Source organism: Clostridium zhoujianii, from assembly GCF_051590805.1.
Lineage (GTDB): Bacteria > Bacillota > Clostridia > Clostridiales > Clostridiaceae > Clostridium.
The window spans coordinates 1,632,627-1,653,220 of sequence record NZ_JBPUTF010000001.1 but is presented as its reverse complement, the minus strand read 5'-3'; the positions used below and the strand labels follow the sequence as shown (position 1 = coordinate 1,653,220).

General features: G+C 29.5%; 20 protein-coding genes and 1 other annotated feature. Of the genes, 19 read left to right on the top strand and 1 reads right to left on the bottom strand.

Going from position 1 to position 20,594, the window contains the following annotated elements; translation table 11 throughout:
• Positions 1–53 precede the first annotated feature (53 nt).
• Entirely contained in the window at positions 54–293 is a 240-nt protein-coding gene (locus tag ACSYT2_RS07785) for a hypothetical protein (RefSeq protein ID WP_438384435.1), read from the bottom strand.
• A 102-nt stretch (positions 294–395) separates the two neighbouring features.
• Between ACSYT2_RS07785 and ACSYT2_RS07780 the strand changes: the two genes are divergently transcribed.
• The 19 genes from ACSYT2_RS07780 to ACSYT2_RS07690 all read left to right on the top strand — a co-directional run bounded on the left by ACSYT2_RS07780 (position 396) and on the right by ACSYT2_RS07690 (position 20,577).
• Positions 396–1,076 carry a Crp/Fnr family transcriptional regulator gene (locus ACSYT2_RS07780; protein ID WP_438384433.1) on the top strand — a complete coding sequence of 227 codons (681 nt, stop codon included), beginning with the start codon at positions 396–398 and terminating at the stop codon, positions 1,074–1,076.
• Between the two features lie 91 nt (positions 1,077–1,167).
• Positions 1,168–2,805, top strand: coding sequence for a hydroxylamine reductase (gene hcp, locus ACSYT2_RS07775; protein ID WP_430856621.1), 1,638 nt, complete (start codon positions 1,168–1,170; stop codon positions 2,803–2,805).
• A gap of 205 nt (positions 2,806–3,010) precedes the next feature.
• Positions 3,011–3,228 (top strand) — a binding site (T-box leader).
• 256 nt (positions 3,229–3,484) lie between these two features.
• Positions 3,485–3,637 carry a YezD family protein gene (locus tag ACSYT2_RS07770; protein ID WP_430856620.1) on the top strand — a complete coding sequence of 51 codons (153 nt, stop codon included), beginning with the start codon at positions 3,485–3,487 and terminating at the stop codon, positions 3,635–3,637.
• A 12-nt stretch (positions 3,638–3,649) separates the two neighbouring features.
• Complete coding sequence (locus ACSYT2_RS07765; RefSeq protein WP_438384431.1) at positions 3,650–4,096, top strand: pyridoxamine 5'-phosphate oxidase family protein; 447 nt, start codon at positions 3,650–3,652, stop codon at positions 4,094–4,096.
• A 17-nt stretch (positions 4,097–4,113) separates the two neighbouring features.
• On the top strand, positions 4,114–5,148 hold the full coding sequence (locus ACSYT2_RS07760; protein WP_430856618.1) for an ABC transporter substrate-binding protein: 1,035 nt from the start codon (positions 4,114–4,116) through the stop codon (positions 5,146–5,148).
• Positions 5,149–5,167: 19 nt separating this feature from the next.
• Complete coding sequence (locus tag ACSYT2_RS07755) at positions 5,168–6,346, top strand: radical SAM protein (RefSeq protein ID WP_438384429.1); 1,179 nt, start codon at positions 5,168–5,170, stop codon at positions 6,344–6,346.
• A gap of 78 nt (positions 6,347–6,424) precedes the next feature.
• Positions 6,425–7,297, top strand: coding sequence for a nucleotide-binding protein (locus ACSYT2_RS07750; protein ID WP_430856616.1), 873 nt, complete (start codon positions 6,425–6,427; stop codon positions 7,295–7,297).
• 16 nt (positions 7,298–7,313) lie between these two features.
• Positions 7,314–8,711, top strand: a complete 1,398-nt coding sequence (locus ACSYT2_RS07745; RefSeq protein WP_438384426.1) for a nitrogenase component 1 — start codon at positions 7,314–7,316, stop codon at positions 8,709–8,711.
• Positions 8,712–10,034 (top strand): nitrogenase component 1, encoded by a 1,323-nt coding sequence (locus ACSYT2_RS07740; RefSeq protein WP_438384423.1) that lies wholly within the window; start codon positions 8,712–8,714, stop codon positions 10,032–10,034.
• Positions 10,035–10,203: 169 nt separating this feature from the next.
• Entirely contained in the window at positions 10,204–10,980 is a 777-nt protein-coding gene (locus ACSYT2_RS07735) for a potassium channel family protein (RefSeq protein WP_438384420.1), read from the top strand.
• Between the two features lie 346 nt (positions 10,981–11,326).
• On the top strand, positions 11,327–12,124 hold the full coding sequence (locus ACSYT2_RS07730; protein ID WP_430856612.1) for a hypothetical protein: 798 nt from the start codon (positions 11,327–11,329) through the stop codon (positions 12,122–12,124).
• Between the two features lie 195 nt (positions 12,125–12,319).
• Positions 12,320–13,762, top strand: a complete 1,443-nt coding sequence (locus tag ACSYT2_RS07725; RefSeq protein ID WP_438384419.1) for a DEAD/DEAH box helicase — start codon at positions 12,320–12,322, stop codon at positions 13,760–13,762.
• A 250-nt stretch (positions 13,763–14,012) separates the two neighbouring features.
• Complete coding sequence (locus tag ACSYT2_RS07720; RefSeq protein WP_438384417.1) at positions 14,013–14,471, top strand: hypothetical protein; 459 nt, start codon at positions 14,013–14,015, stop codon at positions 14,469–14,471.
• 63 nt (positions 14,472–14,534) lie between these two features.
• Entirely contained in the window at positions 14,535–15,251 is a 717-nt protein-coding gene (locus ACSYT2_RS07715; RefSeq protein ID WP_430856609.1) for a MerR family transcriptional regulator, read from the top strand.
• Between the two features lie 153 nt (positions 15,252–15,404).
• The gene (locus tag ACSYT2_RS07710) at positions 15,405–15,578 is read left to right on the top strand and encodes a hypothetical protein (RefSeq protein WP_438384414.1); all 174 of its coding nucleotides are present in this window, start codon (positions 15,405–15,407) and stop codon (positions 15,576–15,578) included.
• A 285-nt stretch (positions 15,579–15,863) separates the two neighbouring features.
• A complete protein-coding gene (locus ACSYT2_RS07705; RefSeq protein ID WP_438384412.1) occupies positions 15,864–17,108 on the top strand; it encodes a hypothetical protein in 1,245 nt (414 codons plus the stop codon).
• Between the two features lie 15 nt (positions 17,109–17,123).
• Positions 17,124–17,795, top strand: coding sequence for a response regulator transcription factor (locus ACSYT2_RS07700; RefSeq protein ID WP_430856606.1), 672 nt, complete (start codon positions 17,124–17,126; stop codon positions 17,793–17,795).
• 4 nt (positions 17,796–17,799) lie between these two features.
• Complete coding sequence (locus tag ACSYT2_RS07695) at positions 17,800–19,197, top strand: sensor histidine kinase (RefSeq protein ID WP_438384409.1); 1,398 nt, start codon at positions 17,800–17,802, stop codon at positions 19,195–19,197.
• Positions 19,198–19,212: 15 nt separating this feature from the next.
• A complete protein-coding gene (locus ACSYT2_RS07690) occupies positions 19,213–20,577 on the top strand; it encodes an FtsX-like permease family protein (protein ID WP_438384407.1) in 1,365 nt (454 codons plus the stop codon).
• Positions 20,578–20,594: the final 17 nt, after the last annotated feature.

Here is a 20,594-nt window from a genome sequence, read left to right as displayed (position 1 = left end):
GTAGCCTAGATAGCTATTTTAATAATATGATTACTTTTATAGGAAATAATATTCTAATAATTAATGCCTGCTGCCTTAATATTGTTTTTATCACTTTGGCTACAAGGAGTAACACCATAGGTCATTCCGCAGTTAGGACAATTATCTACTAAAGTTTTCATAGTAAAATCCTTACCACAAGAACAGTCTATTTTATATGATTCTTTTAAAGGTAAAGTAGCTTTATCTTTACTTCTTACTAAATCTACAATAGCTTTACCGTCATTTCCAAGTGTTGAACAACCACAACTCATTTCAAATTCCTCCTTAGTCTTTTTTACGATTATAAGGTATAATAGATAAAAAGTCTGTACCTAATGATACAGAAAATAAAAAAATATAGAGGAAAGATAGTTATGAAGAATAATATAGATAAACTAATTAAAAATGATTTCTTTAGGAATATGGATAGAGAAAGTATTGGGCAAGTTATTTCAAGAATAAGATTTTCAGAAGTAAGCTATAAAAAGGGTGAGATTATTGCACATGAGGAAGAACCTTGTAATAATATTGGACTTATTTTAGAGGGGACAGTACATATCGAAAGGATTTATACTAGTGGAAAAGGCATTCTTTTAAAGAAATTAGTTGAGGGAGATGTTTTTGGAGAAGCAATAGTTATCTCCATGCAAAGCACATACCCAGCAACTGTAGTTGCTTTAAGTGATTGTAAGATAATGTTTATAAAAAAACAAGAAATATTAAAATTATGTTCAGAGGAACCAGTAATATTAGAAAATTTCATATCTCTTTTAAGTAATAAAATAATTATGCTAAATGCTAAGATTAAAAGTATTTCCCTAAAAAGTATAAGGCATAAAGTTATTGACTATTTATTAGAAGAACATCAAGATCAAGGTAGTTTAATAATTGAACTAAAGGATAGTAAGGAAGAAATAGCTTCTGGTCTTGGGATTCCAAGACCATCCCTTTCTAGAGAGTTAATTAAACTACGAGAGGATGGCTTCATAAATTTCGATAGAAAAACAGTTACTATATTAAAAATAGAAGAACTTGAGGAAGAATTATTTGATTAAAATAGTTTGTAACATTAGTTACAGACTATTTTTCTATTTGCATATAGAATAAGGACATAAAATAAAAAACGAACTAAAAGGAGATAAGATTATGGAAAATAAAATGTTTTGCTTTCAATGTCAAGAAGCTGCAGGTTGTACAGGCTGTACTATAAAAGGAGTATGTGGTAAGACTCCAGAGCTTGCTAAAATTCAGGATTTATTAATATATACAACAAGAGGATTATCTGAAGTTGCAACAAGAGTTAGAGAAGAAGGAAAGGTAGTTCCTACTTACGTAAATAGAATTGTTACAATGAATCTTTTTGCTACAATTACTAATGCAAACTTTGACAATAAGGTATTCTATACTAAAGTAAGAGAAACTTTAAAGGCAAAAGAAGAGTTATTAAATCTGTTAGTAAATAAGGATGGATTAAGCAGTGCTGCAAGTTGGACAGCGGAAACAGATGAAGAATTTGATAAGAAATCATCATCAGTAGGAGTATTAGTAACTGAAAATGAAGATATAAGAAGTTTAAGAGAACTAATAACTTATGGATTAAAAGGAATGTCTGCATACCTAAAGCATGCTAATGAATTAGGCTATGACGATGAAAATATAAGTGCTTTTATGGAAAGAGCATTAGCATTAACTGCTGATAATAGGGTTACAGTTGATGAGTATGTAGCTTTAGCTTTAGAAACTGGTAAGGTTGGAGTTGATGGTATGGCTTTACTGGACAAGGCTAATACAGAAAGTTATGGTCATCCAGAAGTAACTAAGGTTAATATTGGAGTTGGAAAGAATCCTGGAATACTAGTATCAGGTCATGATTTAAAGGATTTAGAGCAGTTACTAGAACAAACACAAGGAACAGGAGTAGATGTGTATACCCACTCAGAAATGTTACCAGCTCACTACTATCCAGCATTTAAGAAGTATTCAAACTTTGTAGGTAACTATGGTAATGCTTGGTGGAAGCAAAAAGAAGAATTTGAAAGCTTCAATGGACCAATTCTTATGACAACAAACTGTATAGTACCTCCAAAGGATAGCTATAAGAGTAAGATATTTACTACAGGAGCATCAGGATTTGAGGGTTGTACACATATAGAAGCAGATGAAAAGGGCGTTAAAGACTTCTCTGCAATAATAGAAATGGCTAAGAAATGTGAAGCACCTGTTCAAATAGAAGAAGGTGAAATCATTGGTGGATTTGCTCATAATCAAGTTCTAGCATTAGCTGATAAGATTGTAGATGCAGTTAAGTCTGGAGCAATTAAGAAATTCTTTGTAATGGCAGGATGTGATGGTAGATCAAAGAAGAGAGAATATTACACTGAATTTGCAAAGGCAATTCCTCAAGATACAGTAATTTTAACAGCAGGATGTGCTAAATATAAATATAATAAGTTAGATCTTGGTGATATCGGCGGAATTCCTAGAGTACTAGATGCAGGACAATGTAATGATTCATATTCATTAGCATTAATAGCATTAAAGCTTAAGGAAGTATTTGAACTAGAGGATATAAATGAATTACCAATAGCATTCAATATTGCATGGTATGAGCAAAAGGCTGTAATAGTGTTATTATCATTACTTCACTTAGGGGTAAAGAATATACACTTAGGACCAACATTACCAGCATTCCTTTCGCCAAATGTTACTAACGTATTAGTAGAGAATTTTGGAATTGGTGGAATTGGAACAGTAGAAGATGATATAGAAATGTTTTTAGCATAGGATAATATTAATTTGAAAATAGAGAGTAGGGTACTACTCTCTATTTTTTATATAATTATAAATAATACAATTTAAATTATAAAGTACTAAGAAAGATATAGACCCCCAAATATAGGATCGGAAAAAATTACATAGAAAAGTTGTAAAAGATATTGACAAAATCCATAAATTTACATATAATTATATAAAACATATATGTTTAATAAGAAATGCTTTGATAGGAAATAGTATATTAAGAGAGATTTACAGAGAGAGATTTTTTAGGCTGGAAGAAATCTTAAATTAAACTTAGTAGAATGCATCCTTGAGCACTTAACCGAAATAATAGTAGGCTTAAGCAGGTGCGCCTGATGTAGCGCATTGAGAGATTATTCTAATTAGGGTAATAATCAGAGTGGAACCGCGGAAAACACTGCCTCTGTATATAGGGGTAGTGTTTTTATAATTATTAATACTTCAATTTAAGGAAAGGAGAGATATAAACTAAGGGATATGTGGATATGCAAAAGATAGTAAGAGGAACTATTAGAAATATAGGATATATAAATTATAGTTGAATCAATAAAAAAGTATTTATAAATATTAAACTGACTAGATAACTAGAGGTTTTAAGTTACAACAAATTAAGTTGTTCTTAAAGCTTTTTTATTTTCAAAATTTAAATATAGGAGGTAAGGGGATGTCTCTAAATAACAATAATAAAGAATTAAATGATGGTTTTGAAAAGGTAATTGAAGCAGTAGAGGGGATAAAATATGGGTCTGTAACTTTAATAATTCAAGATGGAGTAATAATTCAAATTGATAAAAATGAAAAAATTAGATTGAAGTAGGAGGTATTTATAGTGTCAGATATATTAAGGGAAGAAATTAAGGATTATATAAAAACTAGCAGAAGCCTAGTATTGGCTACAGTTAATAGTGATCAAAAGCCAATTGTTAGAACTATAGGAGGTTTTGCATTTGAAAAAGGTAAGATTTATTTTTTAACTGCTATTGGGAGCAACAAGGTAGAGGAAATTAAAAATAATAATAATGTGGGAATTTTATTTCAACATGAAAATCAAGAATTATCAAAGTTCAAAAATATTTTTCTAGAAGGTAGAACTGAAAGGGTGGAGGAAAAAGATAATTTTAAAGAGTCTCTAGAATTTATTACTAATAGGAGAGAGAAAATAAAAATTACTGATGAAAGCCATGTAATCTATGAAGTTGTACCAAAGAAAGTTAGAGTTCTAGATTTTTCTAAGGAAAATCTGGGACAAAGAGTGGAAGTATTGAGTTTAGATTAAAGAAAGGATGTGGGAATGTGAAAGGAAGAACTATAATATTGTCTCTAGTAATAGTAAGTATCTTTTCATTGATTTCTTGTAGAAAATCATCCAGTACTCAAAATAATGAAAATAACATTAATAAGGGGAACAAAATCGTGAGGCTTGCTACTGCAACAACTAACGCAGTAATTGGAGGAGTGGGAGGAGTAGCACAGGAAAAGAAGTTCATAGAGGATGAGTTAAGTAAAATTGGTTATGAAGTTAAATATATTAATTTTCCAGCAGCAGGTCCAGCAATAAATGAGGCTTTTGTATCAGAAGAAATAGAATTTGCGGACTATGGTAATTTACCTCCAGTAGTGTTGAAATCAAAAGGAGTAGATATATCGATAATTGGTGTTACTGATACTAATGTTGTTATAGACTTATTAGTGCAAAAAGATTCTAATATAAAATCAGTTAATGATTTGAAAGGTAAGAAGGTTATAGTAGGGAAAGGTACAATATATCAACAATATTTTAACAACCTAATTAAAAGGAATGGGGTAGAAGTAAAGGATATTGAGGTTATTAATTCAGTAGCTGAAGCACAATCAACTTTTTTATCAAAAAGCGTAGATGCATATATTACAAGTTCTATAGGAGCTAAATTATTAGAAGGTCAAGGCAATGGAAAAATAATTGAATCTTCATTAAATACACCTGAACTTTCAAGTGAAACAGTACTAGTTGGAAGAAATAAGTATATAAAGGAAAATCCCAAAGTAGCAGTAGCTTTGTTAAAAGCATATATAAGAGCTCAAGAATTTGCTAGAAATAACTCAAATGAAGCCTACAAAATCTTTTCCAATGTTGGAGTTGATGAAGGTATTATTAGAGATATTTATGGAGTTGATAATGGGAAGTTTGAGAATTTTACAATAGAAATATCTCAGGATACCCAGAAAAAAATAAAAAATTTGAGCACTTTTCTTAAAGATGAGGGATTAATATCTAAAGATATAAATGTAGATGAATTGATTGATAATAGTTATTTCGAGAAAGCAAAAAAAGAGTTAGAGGAAAAATAATTTTAAAAGGGGTATTGATATGAGCAATGAAGAAAGAAAAAAAGAATTATATGAGCAATTAAGAATTAGACATGAAATTGGTAGTTCAGGAATAAACGTAGACCCTGAGATATTTAAACATCTTGATATAGGTGGAACAATTAAGGAACAGGTTAATGCATTATTTGCTAGTGACCATGAAAATCACCCAGGAATAGATTTTCCTACAGGTTTTACTATAGACACAGGTTTTAGGTACTATTTTATTTGGGACAAGAAAAGTCCATATAATATCAAATATAAAGAAGGTGTCTATAGCTTGTATGATAATGACAAGTTATTATTTAATGATCTTAAATTTGATAAAAGGCCAAAGTATTATAATCTAAAAACTTCTGATGGTACTGAAATGTCAAGAGTTGCCCAAGCTTATACAAATGGACAGATATTTGTAGCTTATAGCAATGAATGTTCATTAAATGAAAAGGGTAAGGATTGTTTATTCTGCAATATTAATGCTACAAAAAGGATATATGGGGAATGCCAAAATATTAAATGGAAGACTCCAAAGCAAATTGCAGAAACAGTAGCTGCAGCTTATAAAGAAGGCTTCAATAAACTAACAATAAGTGGTGGGTTCGTACCGGAAAGAAGAGAGGTAGATTATTATATTGATGTAGCAGAAGCAATTAGAGAAGAGACAGGGTTAGAGGATTTTAATGGAACTGCAACTATTGGGGCTCCCTTAGATTATAGTGTTTTTGATAAATATAAAGAAGCAGGATATAGAACAACTTCTATAAATCTAGAAATTTGGGACTCTAATATTTTTAAAACTATTTGCCCAGGAAAGGATCAAGAATGTGGGGGAAGGGATAATTGGTTAAAGGCAATTGAGTATGCTACAGGAGTTTTTGGTAAATTTAGAGTAAGAACAACATTTGTAGCAGGAATTGAACCAAAGCAATCTTTACTAGAGGGATTAGAATATTTTATTTCAAGGGGGGTTGTTGCATTTCCATCTCAATGGAATGTTAACATTGGGTCAGCTCTTGAAGGACATAGATCTCCAGAGGCAGCATGGCATTATGATGTAGCAGTAAAGACAGTTGCTTTGTATAGAAAATATGGTCTAACTTGGGAACAATTATATGATGCATTCCCAACAACAGATACATTAATTCACGACATATTTAGGATTGAAGAAGGATTAATTTAGATTGAAATTTTACAAGGGGAGATATCTCCCCTTGCTGAATATTTTCTTTATATTATTGGAAGGGAAGGTAAGAGAATTATGAGTAAAATAGGTAGGCACATTGCTATATATGGAAAAGGTGGCATAGGGAAATCCACAACAACATCTAATATTAGTGCAGCTTTAGCAGAGGCAGGGCATAGGGTTATTCAAATAGGTTGTGATCCTAAAAGTGACTCAACTAATACCTTAAGGGGAAATAATTATTTGCCTACAGTTTTGGATAGCATGAGAGAGGGAAAGAAAATAAATCTTGAGGATATTTCCACAGTTGGGTATAAGGGGATTTTATGTATTGAATCTGGAGGACCTGTTCCTGGGGTTGGATGTGCAGGAAGAGGAATTAATGCCGCTGTAAATCTATTACAGGAATTAAATGTCTTTGAGGAATTTAAGCCAGATTATGTACTATATGATGTTTTAGGTGATGTGGTTTGTGGTGGATTTGCAGTTCCTATAAGAGATGGAATAACAGATAGAGCATATGTTGTAAGTTCATCAGATTTTATGGCAATATATGCTGCAAATAACTTGTTTAAGGCAATAAATAAATATGCACCATCAGGAGGAGCAAAACTTGGAGGAATTATTGGTAATGGATTATCAGCTGGATATTCAGAAGGAATAATAAAAGATTTTGCTAAAAGAACAGGAACAAAACCAGTAGGATATATTCCAAGGTCTTTGGTAGTATCACAAAGTGAGTTATTTGGAAAAACCGTTATAGAGGCAAGTCCGGAGTCATTACAGGCAGAGAAATATAGAAAGTTAGCAAAGTATATATCAGAAAGCGAAGATTTAGTTGTTCCAAATCCTCTTGGAGTATCGGAACTTCGGGAATGGGCAAGAGAATGGGGAGACAGAATTTATGAAACAGAAGAAGGTATAGTCAGAGAGAAGGCAAGTATTTAAAAATTGGAGGGGTATTATGGGGATTTTGGATAGTAGGCAGGCTCCTATACGAGAAAAAAGGTTAAGGACTTTAAGTGCCTATTATGGTAAGGTAGATAAATTCAAAGAGGAAAATAAAAATGGAATGGACAAGCAAAAAATAAGAACTTTTTCTCAAGGGACTTATGATGAGATTATCTATGCATTAGAGGTTGTTAGTAATATAGAAGATTCAGTAATAGTTATACATGGTCCTGCAGGCTGTAGTAATGGAAAATCTCACTTTAAAAACATTAGGAATAAATGCTATGTAAGTAATATAGACGAAGGTGAAACAATATTGGGTGGTGATGATAGCCTTAGAAATACTATAGAATTAGCATTTAATGAAAATAAGAATGTAAAAGTAATTTTTATTTTATCCACTCCTGTTATAGCTATTAATAACGATGATATATTAGGTATAGTAAGTGAGATTGAAAATGAGATAGGAGCAAAAATAATCTTTATAAATACGGATGGTTTTAAGTCGAGAGTTGCAACAAATGGTTACGATTTAGCACTTTATTCCATTGGAAAAAACTTAATTAATGATAAAGAAAAAAAAGAAGAATTTATTAATTTAATTTCTATTTCTGAAAGTCCAAGGGACGTGGAAGCGATAGTTTTAATTCTAAAGGAATTAGGAATAAGTATAAATTTAATTCCAAGGTATTCAGAAATAGAAAGCTTTAACAGGGCTGGAAAAGGGAAGGTTACAATAGCGTTGAATGATACTCAAGGGAATATATTAGGTGAAATATTAAAAGAGGAGTTTAACGTTCCGTATATAAAATCTAATACACCCATTGGTATATTAAATACTTCTAATTGGATAAGGTTAATAGCAGAAGAATTTGGTTTAACAAATGAAGCTAAAGAATTTATAGAGAAAGAAAGATTAAAAGTAGATTCATTATTAAGGGAGGCACCTTTATATGGATTAAGTTTTTATATTGATTTATCCACTGAAGAGACATTTAGCTTTATAAATATGATTGAAGAATTAGGAGGAAAGGTAATAGGAATTACATTAGAAGAGATTGATGAAGAAAATAAAGAAAAGCTAAGTAGAATTAATGATGATATAGAATTGCATATTGCTAATGGGCAACAATTTGAAATAGCTAATATATTAAATAAATTAAAACCAGATATTTATATATCTAATAAAAAAAGTATTGGATGGGTAGTAAAGCTTGGAGTTACTCCAATATCAATAGATCATCTGGGGGTTTATGGATTTCAAGGATTATCAAATGTAGTTAATGCTATTAAAAGAATTAGATCAAATAGAGGCTTTATTAATAATATAGGTAAGAAAGAAAACTTAAATTATAGGAAGGAATGGATTAATAAAAGTACGAATTGGTTTATAAAGCAGGAGGTGAAGTAAGTGGCAGCAAAGGGAGGTAATTTAAGGAATAGTTGTGCATTTCATGGAGCATTGCAAACTGTAAAGGAAATAGCTGGTGTTGTTCCAATAGTACATTCAACAGCTGGATGTACCATTCAAGGGACTTATGGTGATGAACTTAATACCATAAGTAACTTCCATATATCCTCGTCAAATATTATTGAAAAACAAGTTATTTTTGGTGGTACTTCAAGACTAAGAGAGCAAATAAAAAATACCATAAAGGTAATAGATGGAGATCTTTATATAGTTTTAAGTGGTTGTACATCAGAGCTTGTAGGAGATGATATAATTGCAATGACAAGGGAAGCTAAGGAAGAAGGAAAAAAGATAATATACTGCAAAACACCAGGCTTTAAAGGAAATGTATATAAAGGATATGAAGATGTTGTTAGTTCAATTATCAATCAGCTTCCTGAAGTTTTTGTACTAGAAAGAAAAAGAGATGAAAGGTTAGTTAATGTATTTGGGATAATGCCAAATGAAAATCCATTTTGGAGAGGAAATCTACAGGAGTTAAAAAGGATATTAGAAGGAATCGGATTAAAATTAAATATACTTTTTGGGCCAGAGGGAAGTGTAGATTCATGGAGGAATGTTCCAGTAGCTGCTTTAAATATAGTAGTATCTTCCTACGGGAAAAAAGCTGCAGAGGATCTAAATAATAAGTATAATACTCCATTTGTTATCTTTGATAATATACCAATAGGTGCTAATGAGACTAGGATTTTCTTAAATAGAATAGTAGAATTAACTAATACAAATAAGGAGAAGGCTAAACTATTTATTGATAAAGAAGAGGGACTTGAAAGTTACTATTTAGAAAGACTTTTGGATTCATATATTAAGTATAACTTCCAAAGAAATATTGCTTTAGTAGGAAGTGAGAGTACAGTAATAGGTTTAACAAAATATTTATATATGTACTTCGGATTAATTCCAAAGGTTGTAATAATAACAGATAAGAGAAGTGGGGAATACGGAATATTTTCTAATGAGTATAGATTTACAGAGTTATATTTTACTGAGGCAGAAGGGGAAATTAAGAAGATATTAGAAAATACGAATATTGACTTGATCCTAGGAAGTTCAATCGAGGAGATGATAGCATTAGATTTAGGGATTCCATTTCAAATTATTTCATCACCAAATTTTAATAGGATAATTTTAGATAAAGGGATTTTAGGATTTAAAGGTGGGCTTAACCTTTTAGAGGATATAGCAAATACAATTCTAAAGCTTGAGGAGGAAAAAGATTGTAAAAGCTATAAAAATATAAAGAGATTATTAGGAGTTAAATAAAAATGAATATTTCTAAAATAGGTAGATTCTACATAAAGAATCCACCTATTTTAGAAATATTAACTTAGCATAATTATCAGCAGTATTAATAGCATCTTCATATTAAATACATATACAAATATTGTCACAAGGTATATAATATTAACATAATTTGCCTTGGGGGAATACTATGAGAGATTTAGAGTTTACAGAAAATGACAAGTTTGAACTTGTATATGATATAGGAGCAGGGATAATGGCTATTATGGCTGTTTTGGTTGTAATGTTACAATTCTCCAATGGATTAAACGAAGTGGAAGCTAAAATTATAAAAATTGTAGATTCAATTATATATATAATTTTCATTATTGATTTCTGTATAAGATTGTTTACATGTAAAAATAAACAACTATTTTTCAAGCGTAATATTATAGATTTAATTGCAATAATACCATATGGCCTTTTTTCAAGTTCTGCTTATGGAAGCGCTTTTAAATTAATTAGGATTGTATCATATATATTAAGGTTAATTGAAAATATTAAGGAAGTGTTATTTACAAATGGATTTATATATGCTTTAGGTTCTACTGTTATTATAACTTTTTTGGGGTCAGTAGGAATATATATATTTGAAAGTGGAGTAAGTGAAACAATAGTAGATTATGGAGATGCATTATGGTGGAGTTTTGTTACTGTTACAACTGTTGGTTATGGGGACATCAGTCCTACTACAACAGGTGGAAGGTTCATAGCTTGTATACTTATGCTAGCTGGGATAGGCTTTTTAAGTATGTTAACAAGTACTATATCTACTTTCTTTTTTTCAGCTATTAAAAGAAATGATAATAGGGAAAAAGATAAAGAGGCTGTTAATAACAGATGTATTCTAGATATATCGGATCTTCCTAAAGAGGAGAGGATAAATTTAATTAGTTATTATAACTTTTTAAAAAACGGAGAACCATAAATAATAGACTGTTGAAACCAATAGAATTATATACTTAAGATAGTTCTTCTAAATAAAGAAAGTGATTTAAAGAAAGAATAACTAGATAAATAGGACTATCAAAGAGTAGGAACTGTTAAAACTATTATAAATTAAAAATAAAGGTAATAGATAGAAATATACTATTACCTTTTTTGTTATATATTAAATTAATTTAAAATAAATATTATCTTTAATTATAAATATAATTTAAATTAAAAGGGTTAAATGATTACATGCAGAATAATCTAAAAATTACAAAAAATGTAAATAAAAGAAATATATGTGTTAAAATAAGTATGTAATAAATGTAAAAGGAGGTATTCGTATGAATATCAAAAGAGTATTATCCAAAGCAATAGCATGTAGTATTATAGCAGCAACAACAGCAACTTTAGGGCTGTCAGGAATCACAGCTAAGGCTAGTGAAGTAGAAGAAGGGTGGAAAACATTAGTATTAGTTTGTCCAAGGGCAGAAATACAAAGAACACCGTATGTAAATGCAGCAACAACTATAATGTATGAGTCAGAAGTAGCAAAGGTAAAAGCAGATGCAAAAATAATGGAAGAGACAATTAATTCTGATTCAGTTGGAAGAGCAAAAATGACTGTAGAAGTAGCGGTTAGCGATATGCCGATAACAAACAAATCATTATCAATGGCTGTTGGCCCTTATATAGGATCACTAGATGTTGAAAATATATTAGATAAGTATGCACCAGAAGGAAAATATGATTCAGTATTACTTGTATATAGAAACAATGATTACTCTACTTCATTAGGAACAGCAAACACGGTAGATTTACCAAGTAGAGGAACAACAAATGGAACAATATACTCAACAGTTAAGTTAGATGATGCTGACCATCTAATGAAGTACCCTGATAATATTGAACCAATGTATTTAATAGACAGATTTGCAGAGGGGGCATATCAATATATGAAAGCAGAAGGATTTAAATTAGATAGTCCTTATTTTGCGCCATATAATGGTACTGATGACTTATATCAATATAATAAAGCAAAAAGAAATTTTTATAGATGGTATTTCTTTGGATTAAGCTGGACCATTGATGGGGAAGGTGGAATTACAGAAGAGATGTGGAAGCATAGACCAACTATTTAATAGTAGATTAATGAGCAGTATGGATTTAGTTCCTACTGCTCATTTTTGAGTGAATAATATAATCAGATTTTACTCATATATTATTTAATAAAGAAATTTTTAAAAGAATAATTGCATTATACTATGTAAATTCACAAGACATTTCCACTTGTAAATTGTATAATAGAGAGTAGTATATGCACTAAGGAGAAGAAAATGAAAAGTAAATTTGATAAATTTAATCTTGGAAAAGAAATAATAAAAGCCCTAGATGGATTAGAATATAAAGAGGCAACAAAAGTACAAGAAAAAGTAATTCCAGAGGTATTATTAAATAAAGATGTTATTGTAAAAGCTCAAACAGGTACAGGTAAGACTGCATCCTTTGTTATTCCATTATGTGAAAGAGTTAAGTGGGAAGAGAATAATCCTCAGGTATTAATTTTATCACCTACAAGAGAACTTGCTATTCAAATAAGTGAAGATGTAAAGAATATAGGAAGATACAAGAGAATAAAAGGCGTATCTGTATATGGAAAATCACCATTTAAGGAGCAAGCTAGGGAATTAAAGGGAAAAACTCATATGGTAATAGGTACGCCAGGTAGAGTACTAGATCATATTGATAGAGGTACTTTTAATACTAATGATATAAAATATCTAGTAATCGATGAAGCTGATGAGATGCTAAATATGGGCTTTATTAGACAAGTAGAGGGAGTAATTAGAAGAATACCTAAAAAAAGAGTAACTATGCTATTTTCAGCAACTTTACCTGATGAAATTGTAATATTATGCTCAAAGTATATGAATAGACCAATAGAGATTGAAATTGAAAGTGATGGTTTAATAGCTGATAAAATAGAGAATCTACTTTATAGAGTTAAGGGTGAGGAAAAATTAGATAATTTAAATAAGGTTTTAATTAAAGAAAAGCCAGAAACAGCAGTTATATTTTGTAAAACAAAAGAGAATGTAGATATTGCATATGATTACTTGAAGAATAAAAGATATTCTGTTGATAAAATTCATGGTGGAATGTTACAGAAGGAAAGAATTGATACAATGGAAAACTTCAAAAAGGGTAATTTCAGAATTTTAGTAGCTACAGATGTAGCAGCAAGAGGTATTGATGTTGAGGGTATAACCCATGTTATCAATATGCATATACCTTTAGAAAAGGAGGCATATGTACATAGAATTGGAAGAACAGCTAGGGCAGGAAAGAGTGGTAAGGCTATTACATTTGCAACTCCTTATGAAGACAGATTCTTAAATGATATTGAAGAATATATTGGATTTAAAATAAATGAAGTTACTTTAAATGAACTTGAGGTGAGTAGTGAAGATAGGCAAATAGCAGAAGATTTTCTAAGAAGAAGTTCGAAGAAAAAAACTGATAAAGCTAAGAATGTTAATAAGGATATAACAAAGATATATCTTAATGGCGGTAAGAAAAAGAAATTAAGAGCAGTAGACTTTGTTGGAACAATTTCTAATATAGATGGCATTACAGCTGATGATATTGGTATAATTGAAATTCAAGATATGGGTTCATATGTTGAAATACTTAATGGTAAAGGTTATATGGTTCTTGATGCCCTTAAAAATATGACAATAAAGGGTAAAAAGCTTAAGGTTGAGAAGGCAAGAAAGTAAGTGGTGGATAAGAGTACGTAGCAGTACTCTTATTTTTTTATGATATTTTCATCAATGAATCCTACCTTTTGTACTATTATTTATATTGCTATAGCAGTTAAGGGGTTAATATTGATGGCACTAGGGGGATTTAAGTAGAAGCATGATTATAAAAAATACAAATATAAAATAGTGCTTTAAATAAGGCAGTGGGTTAAAATGGAATTATATATAAAAATAAAAGAACTTATAGGACGGGGGAGTATAATAGATGAAAAAGATTATGATTATTTCTTTCATAATATTTGGGTTAATATTTTTTTACGGTTGCTCAATAGATTATGTAGGACATCCAAAGTTAACTGTAATTGGCGATAATTTCACTATTGATGCAACCATAAATGGGGGGAATTGGTTTCCAAAAAGTCAAGGAGGAGATAGCTTTGATTTAGGTGATTGGGATATTGAAAGAGCTAGGGAAATAACATCAGAGAATGTGGAAGCTAGTAGTACTTTAGATTTGATACTATCTTATAAAAAAGATATAGATAGTTTTAAGGTTTATACAATAGAAGGAACTAATGGATTTGATCAAAAACAAACAGAGGTAGAATGTGAAGAGTATAAAATTAAGTTGCCCAGTGAAAGTGGAGAGTATATATATGCTGTAAAGACAAAATGGGATGATACTCATAGTGTAAATTACTTATTTAAGGTAAATATAAAATAAAAGTCAGTAAATCCTTGACCTGACAGTTGGTGTCAGGTGTAAATTTAACTTAAAGGAGGACATATGAGAGCAAAAGAAGTTGAAGGTTTACTAGAGTTACCAATAAAAACAATTAAATATTATGAAGAAGAAGGTTTAATCACACCAAAGCGTAATTCTTCAAATGGATATAGGGATTATTCAGAAGAGGATATAAAAATATTAAAAGAAATTAAACTATTAAGAAAATTAGGTTTTTCAATTTTACAAATTAAAAGAGTACTAAATAAAGCAGAAGATATTGTTGATGTATTTGAAGAGCATATAGGAGAATTAGATAATACTATTGAAAGTCTAGATAGAGCTAAGATTATATGTTCTCATATTCTTGAAGATAGTGATATTAACTTTGGCGATTACCTTGAAAAAGTATCTAGTATGGAGAGGGATGGATATAAGTTTATGGAGGAAAATATCAAAGAAAAGGAATTTAATAAAAAATCTAAGATTACAAATTGGCTATTAGTTGGTTATGCTATCTTTGCAATTAGTGGAATGATATTTGCGTCTAAAGAAGCTAGTAAATTAAGATGGGTTATGGTTATATTAATCTTTGCTGGAATGCTACTATTAGTCTATAGACATCAAATTACAACAGGATATATTTGTAGTTTCTGTGAAAAGAGATTTTCAATAGGTTTTATTGAGGATTTAATATCTCCACAAAACAGTGGTAAGAAGTATGTAAAATGTCCATATTGTAAAAATAGAACTTGGGCAAGTGAGAGTTATAAGGATTAGTATATAAAGCAGTAAGAAGAAATAGTTCTTACTGCTTTAGCTCTATAGATAATAAAAAATCATAAATGGATTTGTAATAAAATTACAATTAACTTTGAAATGTATTATTGTATAATAAAGGAAAGTGGAGGGGAGGGATGGAAAAGAGAGTTATTGAAATTGTTCAATGCAGTATGGAGAGCATTAAAAATTCAGCATGTTTATATTGAAAGATTCTATACAAAGCTTACAAAAGAAATAAATCCAGAAGACAAAGAAAATTTAAAAGAATGGCAACCAGGAAATATTATAGTAAAAAGTAATAATGAACATGCTGCAATGGTATAAGATAGAATTGATGACAATGGAGTTCCATATGTGCTACATAATTATTATAATCATGCTACAAAAGATAAATACTTACTTGATTGGCACAACAGTGGTTATTAGTAGCACATTATAGACTAAAAGCTGATAGGTATAGCTGATATAAAACCCATAGAATTATATTTTAGATATAATTCTGTGGGTTTATTGTATTAGTAATAATAAAGAATTATTTAACATTTATGTAATAATAAACATAATTTTGGTAAAATGTATATGGCATAATAAATATTGAGGAGGGAGAATATGAAGAAATTAACTATTTCGGCCATAATAGTTTTTTTTGTCAGTGTATTTTTTGTTGGATGTTCAGGTTATGAAACAGAAATATTATCTAATAATACGCAAAAAAAAATAAATGGAGCAATAATGGAGTTTGAATATAGTCAGTACAAAATATTAAAAGGAAGAGGTAATGATAATTATCAAAATAAGATTCTAGGATATTATCAGGGAAGTTTATTTTTTGGAATTTATAATTATGAAGGTGATTATTTAACATTAAACTATCCCCTAGATACAAAGTTGTATTTGTTAATGCAAAATGAAGTATTAACAGAGTCAAGTAAAAGAATAGATGAGAAGTATACTAGATTAACAAATAACATAAGAGAAAGGGATTTCTTATTCTCTACAACTGGATTTCTAAACTGGAGAACAGGAGAGGAGACTGAGATTATAGATAATTCTATGAAAAATAGTATGGATATAAAGACTTATGAAAATACCAATATACCATCTGATGATAGATTAATGTTTGTAAAAGGCACGAAAGATTATGTAATATATAGTGCTTATGGGTATAAAGAAGAGCAATTTATGATTGTAGATATAGATACTAAGGAGTCCTATATAGGACCTATTCTATCTAGTGATACACAAAATACAATATTAGACCCCTTTGATATTTCACAATCAATTGTAAATAGGGTTTTTTATGATAATGATACGAAAAGCTTTTATAGTTTTAGCAATGAAGGAATAATAACTAAGTATATTGTGAAAGATGGAAGATTAGTTGAGGAAACTTATGATGATTTAAAGCTAGAAGAAGGAACATTTATTTATGGATTAGAAACTTCAGGAAGGGATATATATTTTTTATATGGAGTTAATGATAGAAGTGGAGTGTCTAAGAATTTAAATAGAATTAAAAAATATACTCCTAGGAATAAGTTAAGTGAAGAGGTATTTAAGTCTTCTTGGGATACTCATGTTGAATACGATAAATTCTATAATGGATACTTTGTATTAAGTAAACGAAGGGATGATAATGGTTTAAGTGAAAAAAATAAGTATTATATAGCTACTCTTGTAGGTAAGGATATTAAAATAATACGAGAAATTAGTGAAGATGATGATACCAGAAATTATGAGCCCTATATTTATGTAAATGAAGATGAAAATGTAGTGGTAGTAGATAGCATAATTAACAAAGGTGTTATGCACAAATATCAAGTTTTTGAGATAAACAGCAAAGGGAAATATTAATATGGGGTGGGAATTATGGAGAAAAGAAAGATATTAGTTGTTGAAGATGAATTTTCTATAAATGATACCTTAAGCTTTGCGCTTACAAGAGAGGGTTTCATGGTTAAGTCTGTATTTGATGGAGAGAGTGCATTAAAAGTAGCAAAAGAGTTTAAACCAGAGTTAGTACTTCTAGATCTAATGTTACCAGATATGAGTGGATTTGATATATGTAAGGTTATATCAAAGGATTCTTTTGTAATAATGGTAACAGCAAGGGATGAAGTAATAGATAAGATATTAGGTATGGAAATTGGTGCAGATGATTATATAACAAAGCCTTTTGAAATACGTGAGTTAATTGCTAGAGTTAAAGCAATATTTAGAAGAATTGAAAAAATTGAAGTAGATAAAATAAATAGATCAGAACTTAATTTTAAAGTGAATTTTAATAATAGAACAGTAGTAAAAAGTGGTGAGGAGATAGTTCTAAAAAGAAAAGAATTCGAACTAGTAAGATTTTTATATGAAAATAGAGGAATGGTATTTTCTAGAGAAGAGCTTCTTGATAAAATATGGGGTTATGATTATTTTGGAGACTCTAGAACTGTTGATGTTCATATAAGAAGGCTTAGAGCAAGTTTGGGAGAGGACAAAGATAACTCAATAATAGAGACAGTATTTGGAGTTGGATATGTAATGAGGTGATTATATGTTTAGAACTCTAAAAGGAAAACTAACGGTCTTAATATTAGCTCTAATATTTCTTTTAAATATGGGACTACTTATGTTTGTAGATAGTATTTTATATAACAATTTAAAAGATAAGATAAAAGGTGAAATGGAAAATGTGAAAAATATAGCTGTGAATGCAATTATGTATAATAGCACATTAACCTTTGAGGAACAAAAAGAGGCAATATGGAAAGGTATATATGAAAACAATAATGGAATAAATGGTTTTATAGGATTATTTGATGAGGATGGAAATAAGTTTGAGAGTAAAGGTGAATTAGCTACAGAAGAGTATATTGAAAATATAATAAAAGAATCTATAAATAAAAAATCTATTATTAAATTTAGTCCAGAAAGAGGGCTAGTATCTACCTATATTTACCCAATATATCTACAGGGTGAATTTAAGTGTAATTTAGTTATTCAAAAAGCATTTTTTGAAGATCAGAGATACTATAAGTCGATAATAAGTGAAATTGTAGTAGTACAGTTTTGTTTATTTGTGATAATTGGGTTAACAATTAACACAGCAATTAATAGGATTGTAACACCTATAAAGAAACTTAGCGCTGAAATGAAAAGGTTTGGAGATGGGGAACTAGTAGAAAGTATTAAGGTGTATTCCAAAGATGAAGTAGGAGAAGTAACCGAATCTTTTAATAAAATGAAAGATGAAAGAGAAAAGCTTCAAAATATATCAAGGGAGTTTTTTAATAATGCAACTCATGAATTAAAAACACCAATAACTTCAATCTATTCATATGTTCAGATATTAAAAGAGCATGATTTAGATAAGGTTGATAAGGAGTTTAAGAAAAGAGCAATAGATAGGATGGCTTTAGAATGCGTTAAACTAAAGGATCTAGTGCAAAAGCTTCTTGATGTTTCAAGAGGAAGTATAAAGAGCAAAAGAGAAACTGAGGTTATAGAAATAAATGAATTAGTAGAAGATCTAGTAGATGGACTTGCTATTAGGTGTGATAGGTTTAATAAGAGTATAATAACAAATTTACAAGATGTAGAAGTTAAGGGAGTTAGGCAGGAGATAGAAGAAATTATCCTTAATTTACTAGACAATGCAATAAAGTATTCTAATGGAAGTACAATAAATGTCTTATTAGTTAATGAAGATCACATATATCCTGGAAAAACATTGATTGTTGAAAATAAAATAAATCAAATACCAGAGAATATCAAGGGGAAATTGTTAGAGCCTTTTATAAAATATAATTCTTTTAATGAAATATATGAGGATGAAATATCTAGTTCAGGATTGGGATTATACCTATGCACTCAATTAGCAGAGAAAAATGATGTTGAATTTACATATAGGATAAATAATGAAAATATAGTATTTATATGTCAATTTAATTAAGAAAGGACTGGTATTGTGGGTATTTATAAATTTATAAGGAAGATTTTCAAAGCAAATTTTAATAAAAATATTTTCTATATAATTACAATTGCTATTACTACAGCCTTTATATTTAATTTAATTAATATTTCAACCAATAAATATATAGATAATGAAGTTGTTTACTCTTATGAAGGAACCTATATAGATGCTAATGGAGAGATTCAAGAATATGGAGATAAGTTATCACCAGCAGCTGGAATGGGGCCAACTTTACTATTACTTGTTGGTATTACTTGTTTTTTTTCAGCATTTTGTAATGGAAAGCATATAAGGAGAAAGGGAAATGAACTAGCATTTATATTATCAAATGGTGGATCCTTAGTTGATTTAGCTAGATATTTGGTATTTACAAATGGATGTTGTTATTTAATAGGTGCTGGACTTGGGGTTGTATTAGGAATAGGAAGTACTCCAATTTTTAATGGCATTATTTATTGGATTTCAGGAATTAATGCACCCTTATTTGTATGTGAGTTTTCATATGTTTGGTTGACCTTATTATATATAGCAGTACAGTATTTTGCCATAGTTACTCTTAATTTTGGATATGCATATAGAAATGAAGTGATAGATTTAATTAAGGGTGATAATACGAAGAATTTTGTAGATAAAAGAAATGTAAGAACACCGGGCTTTGTCTTTTTCCTAATATACCTTACACCAATAATGTTAACTATATGGATTTCTAAAATAAAGGGTGGAGAAATAGCAATTTATTTTGTAGCATATCTAGGTTTAATAGGTTTATATGGGACAATTAAATATTTCATTCCTAAGATAATTATTTTATTAAAAAAGAAGAAGTTTATGTTTAAAAATAACAGAATTATATATGTAAGTAATTTTATGAATTCATTATCAAAATCTATAGTATATCTAATTGCCATGGCAATATGTTTTAACAATCAAATTTATAGTGTAGTAGATATGTATGATATACCAGTGTTTAATGCTATGGCCATTTTTGGAGTAGTTATAACTTCCGTGGTAGTGGGAGCTACATTAATATACAGTTTATTTGTAGATAGTGAAGATAGGATACCAACATATAACCAAATGAGAATACTTGGCTATAACAGAAAAGAAATAGGGAAGATAATTTATAAGGAAGCTGGGCTATTCTTTACATTAGGAATTCTATTATCTTTAATAATTCAATTTTGTACATTATATATATATGTTGTAACTAATAGTATTCCATTTGATTTAGGGTTAAAAATAGCATTATTTATAACAATTCCTTTCTTCTTAATTGGTACAGTATCAGCAATAATTAACAAAAGAAAAGTAATGAAAGCAATATATGAGGAAGCTAGTAGTAATTTAATAATAGTCTAAAGATTAAGGGGGAATAG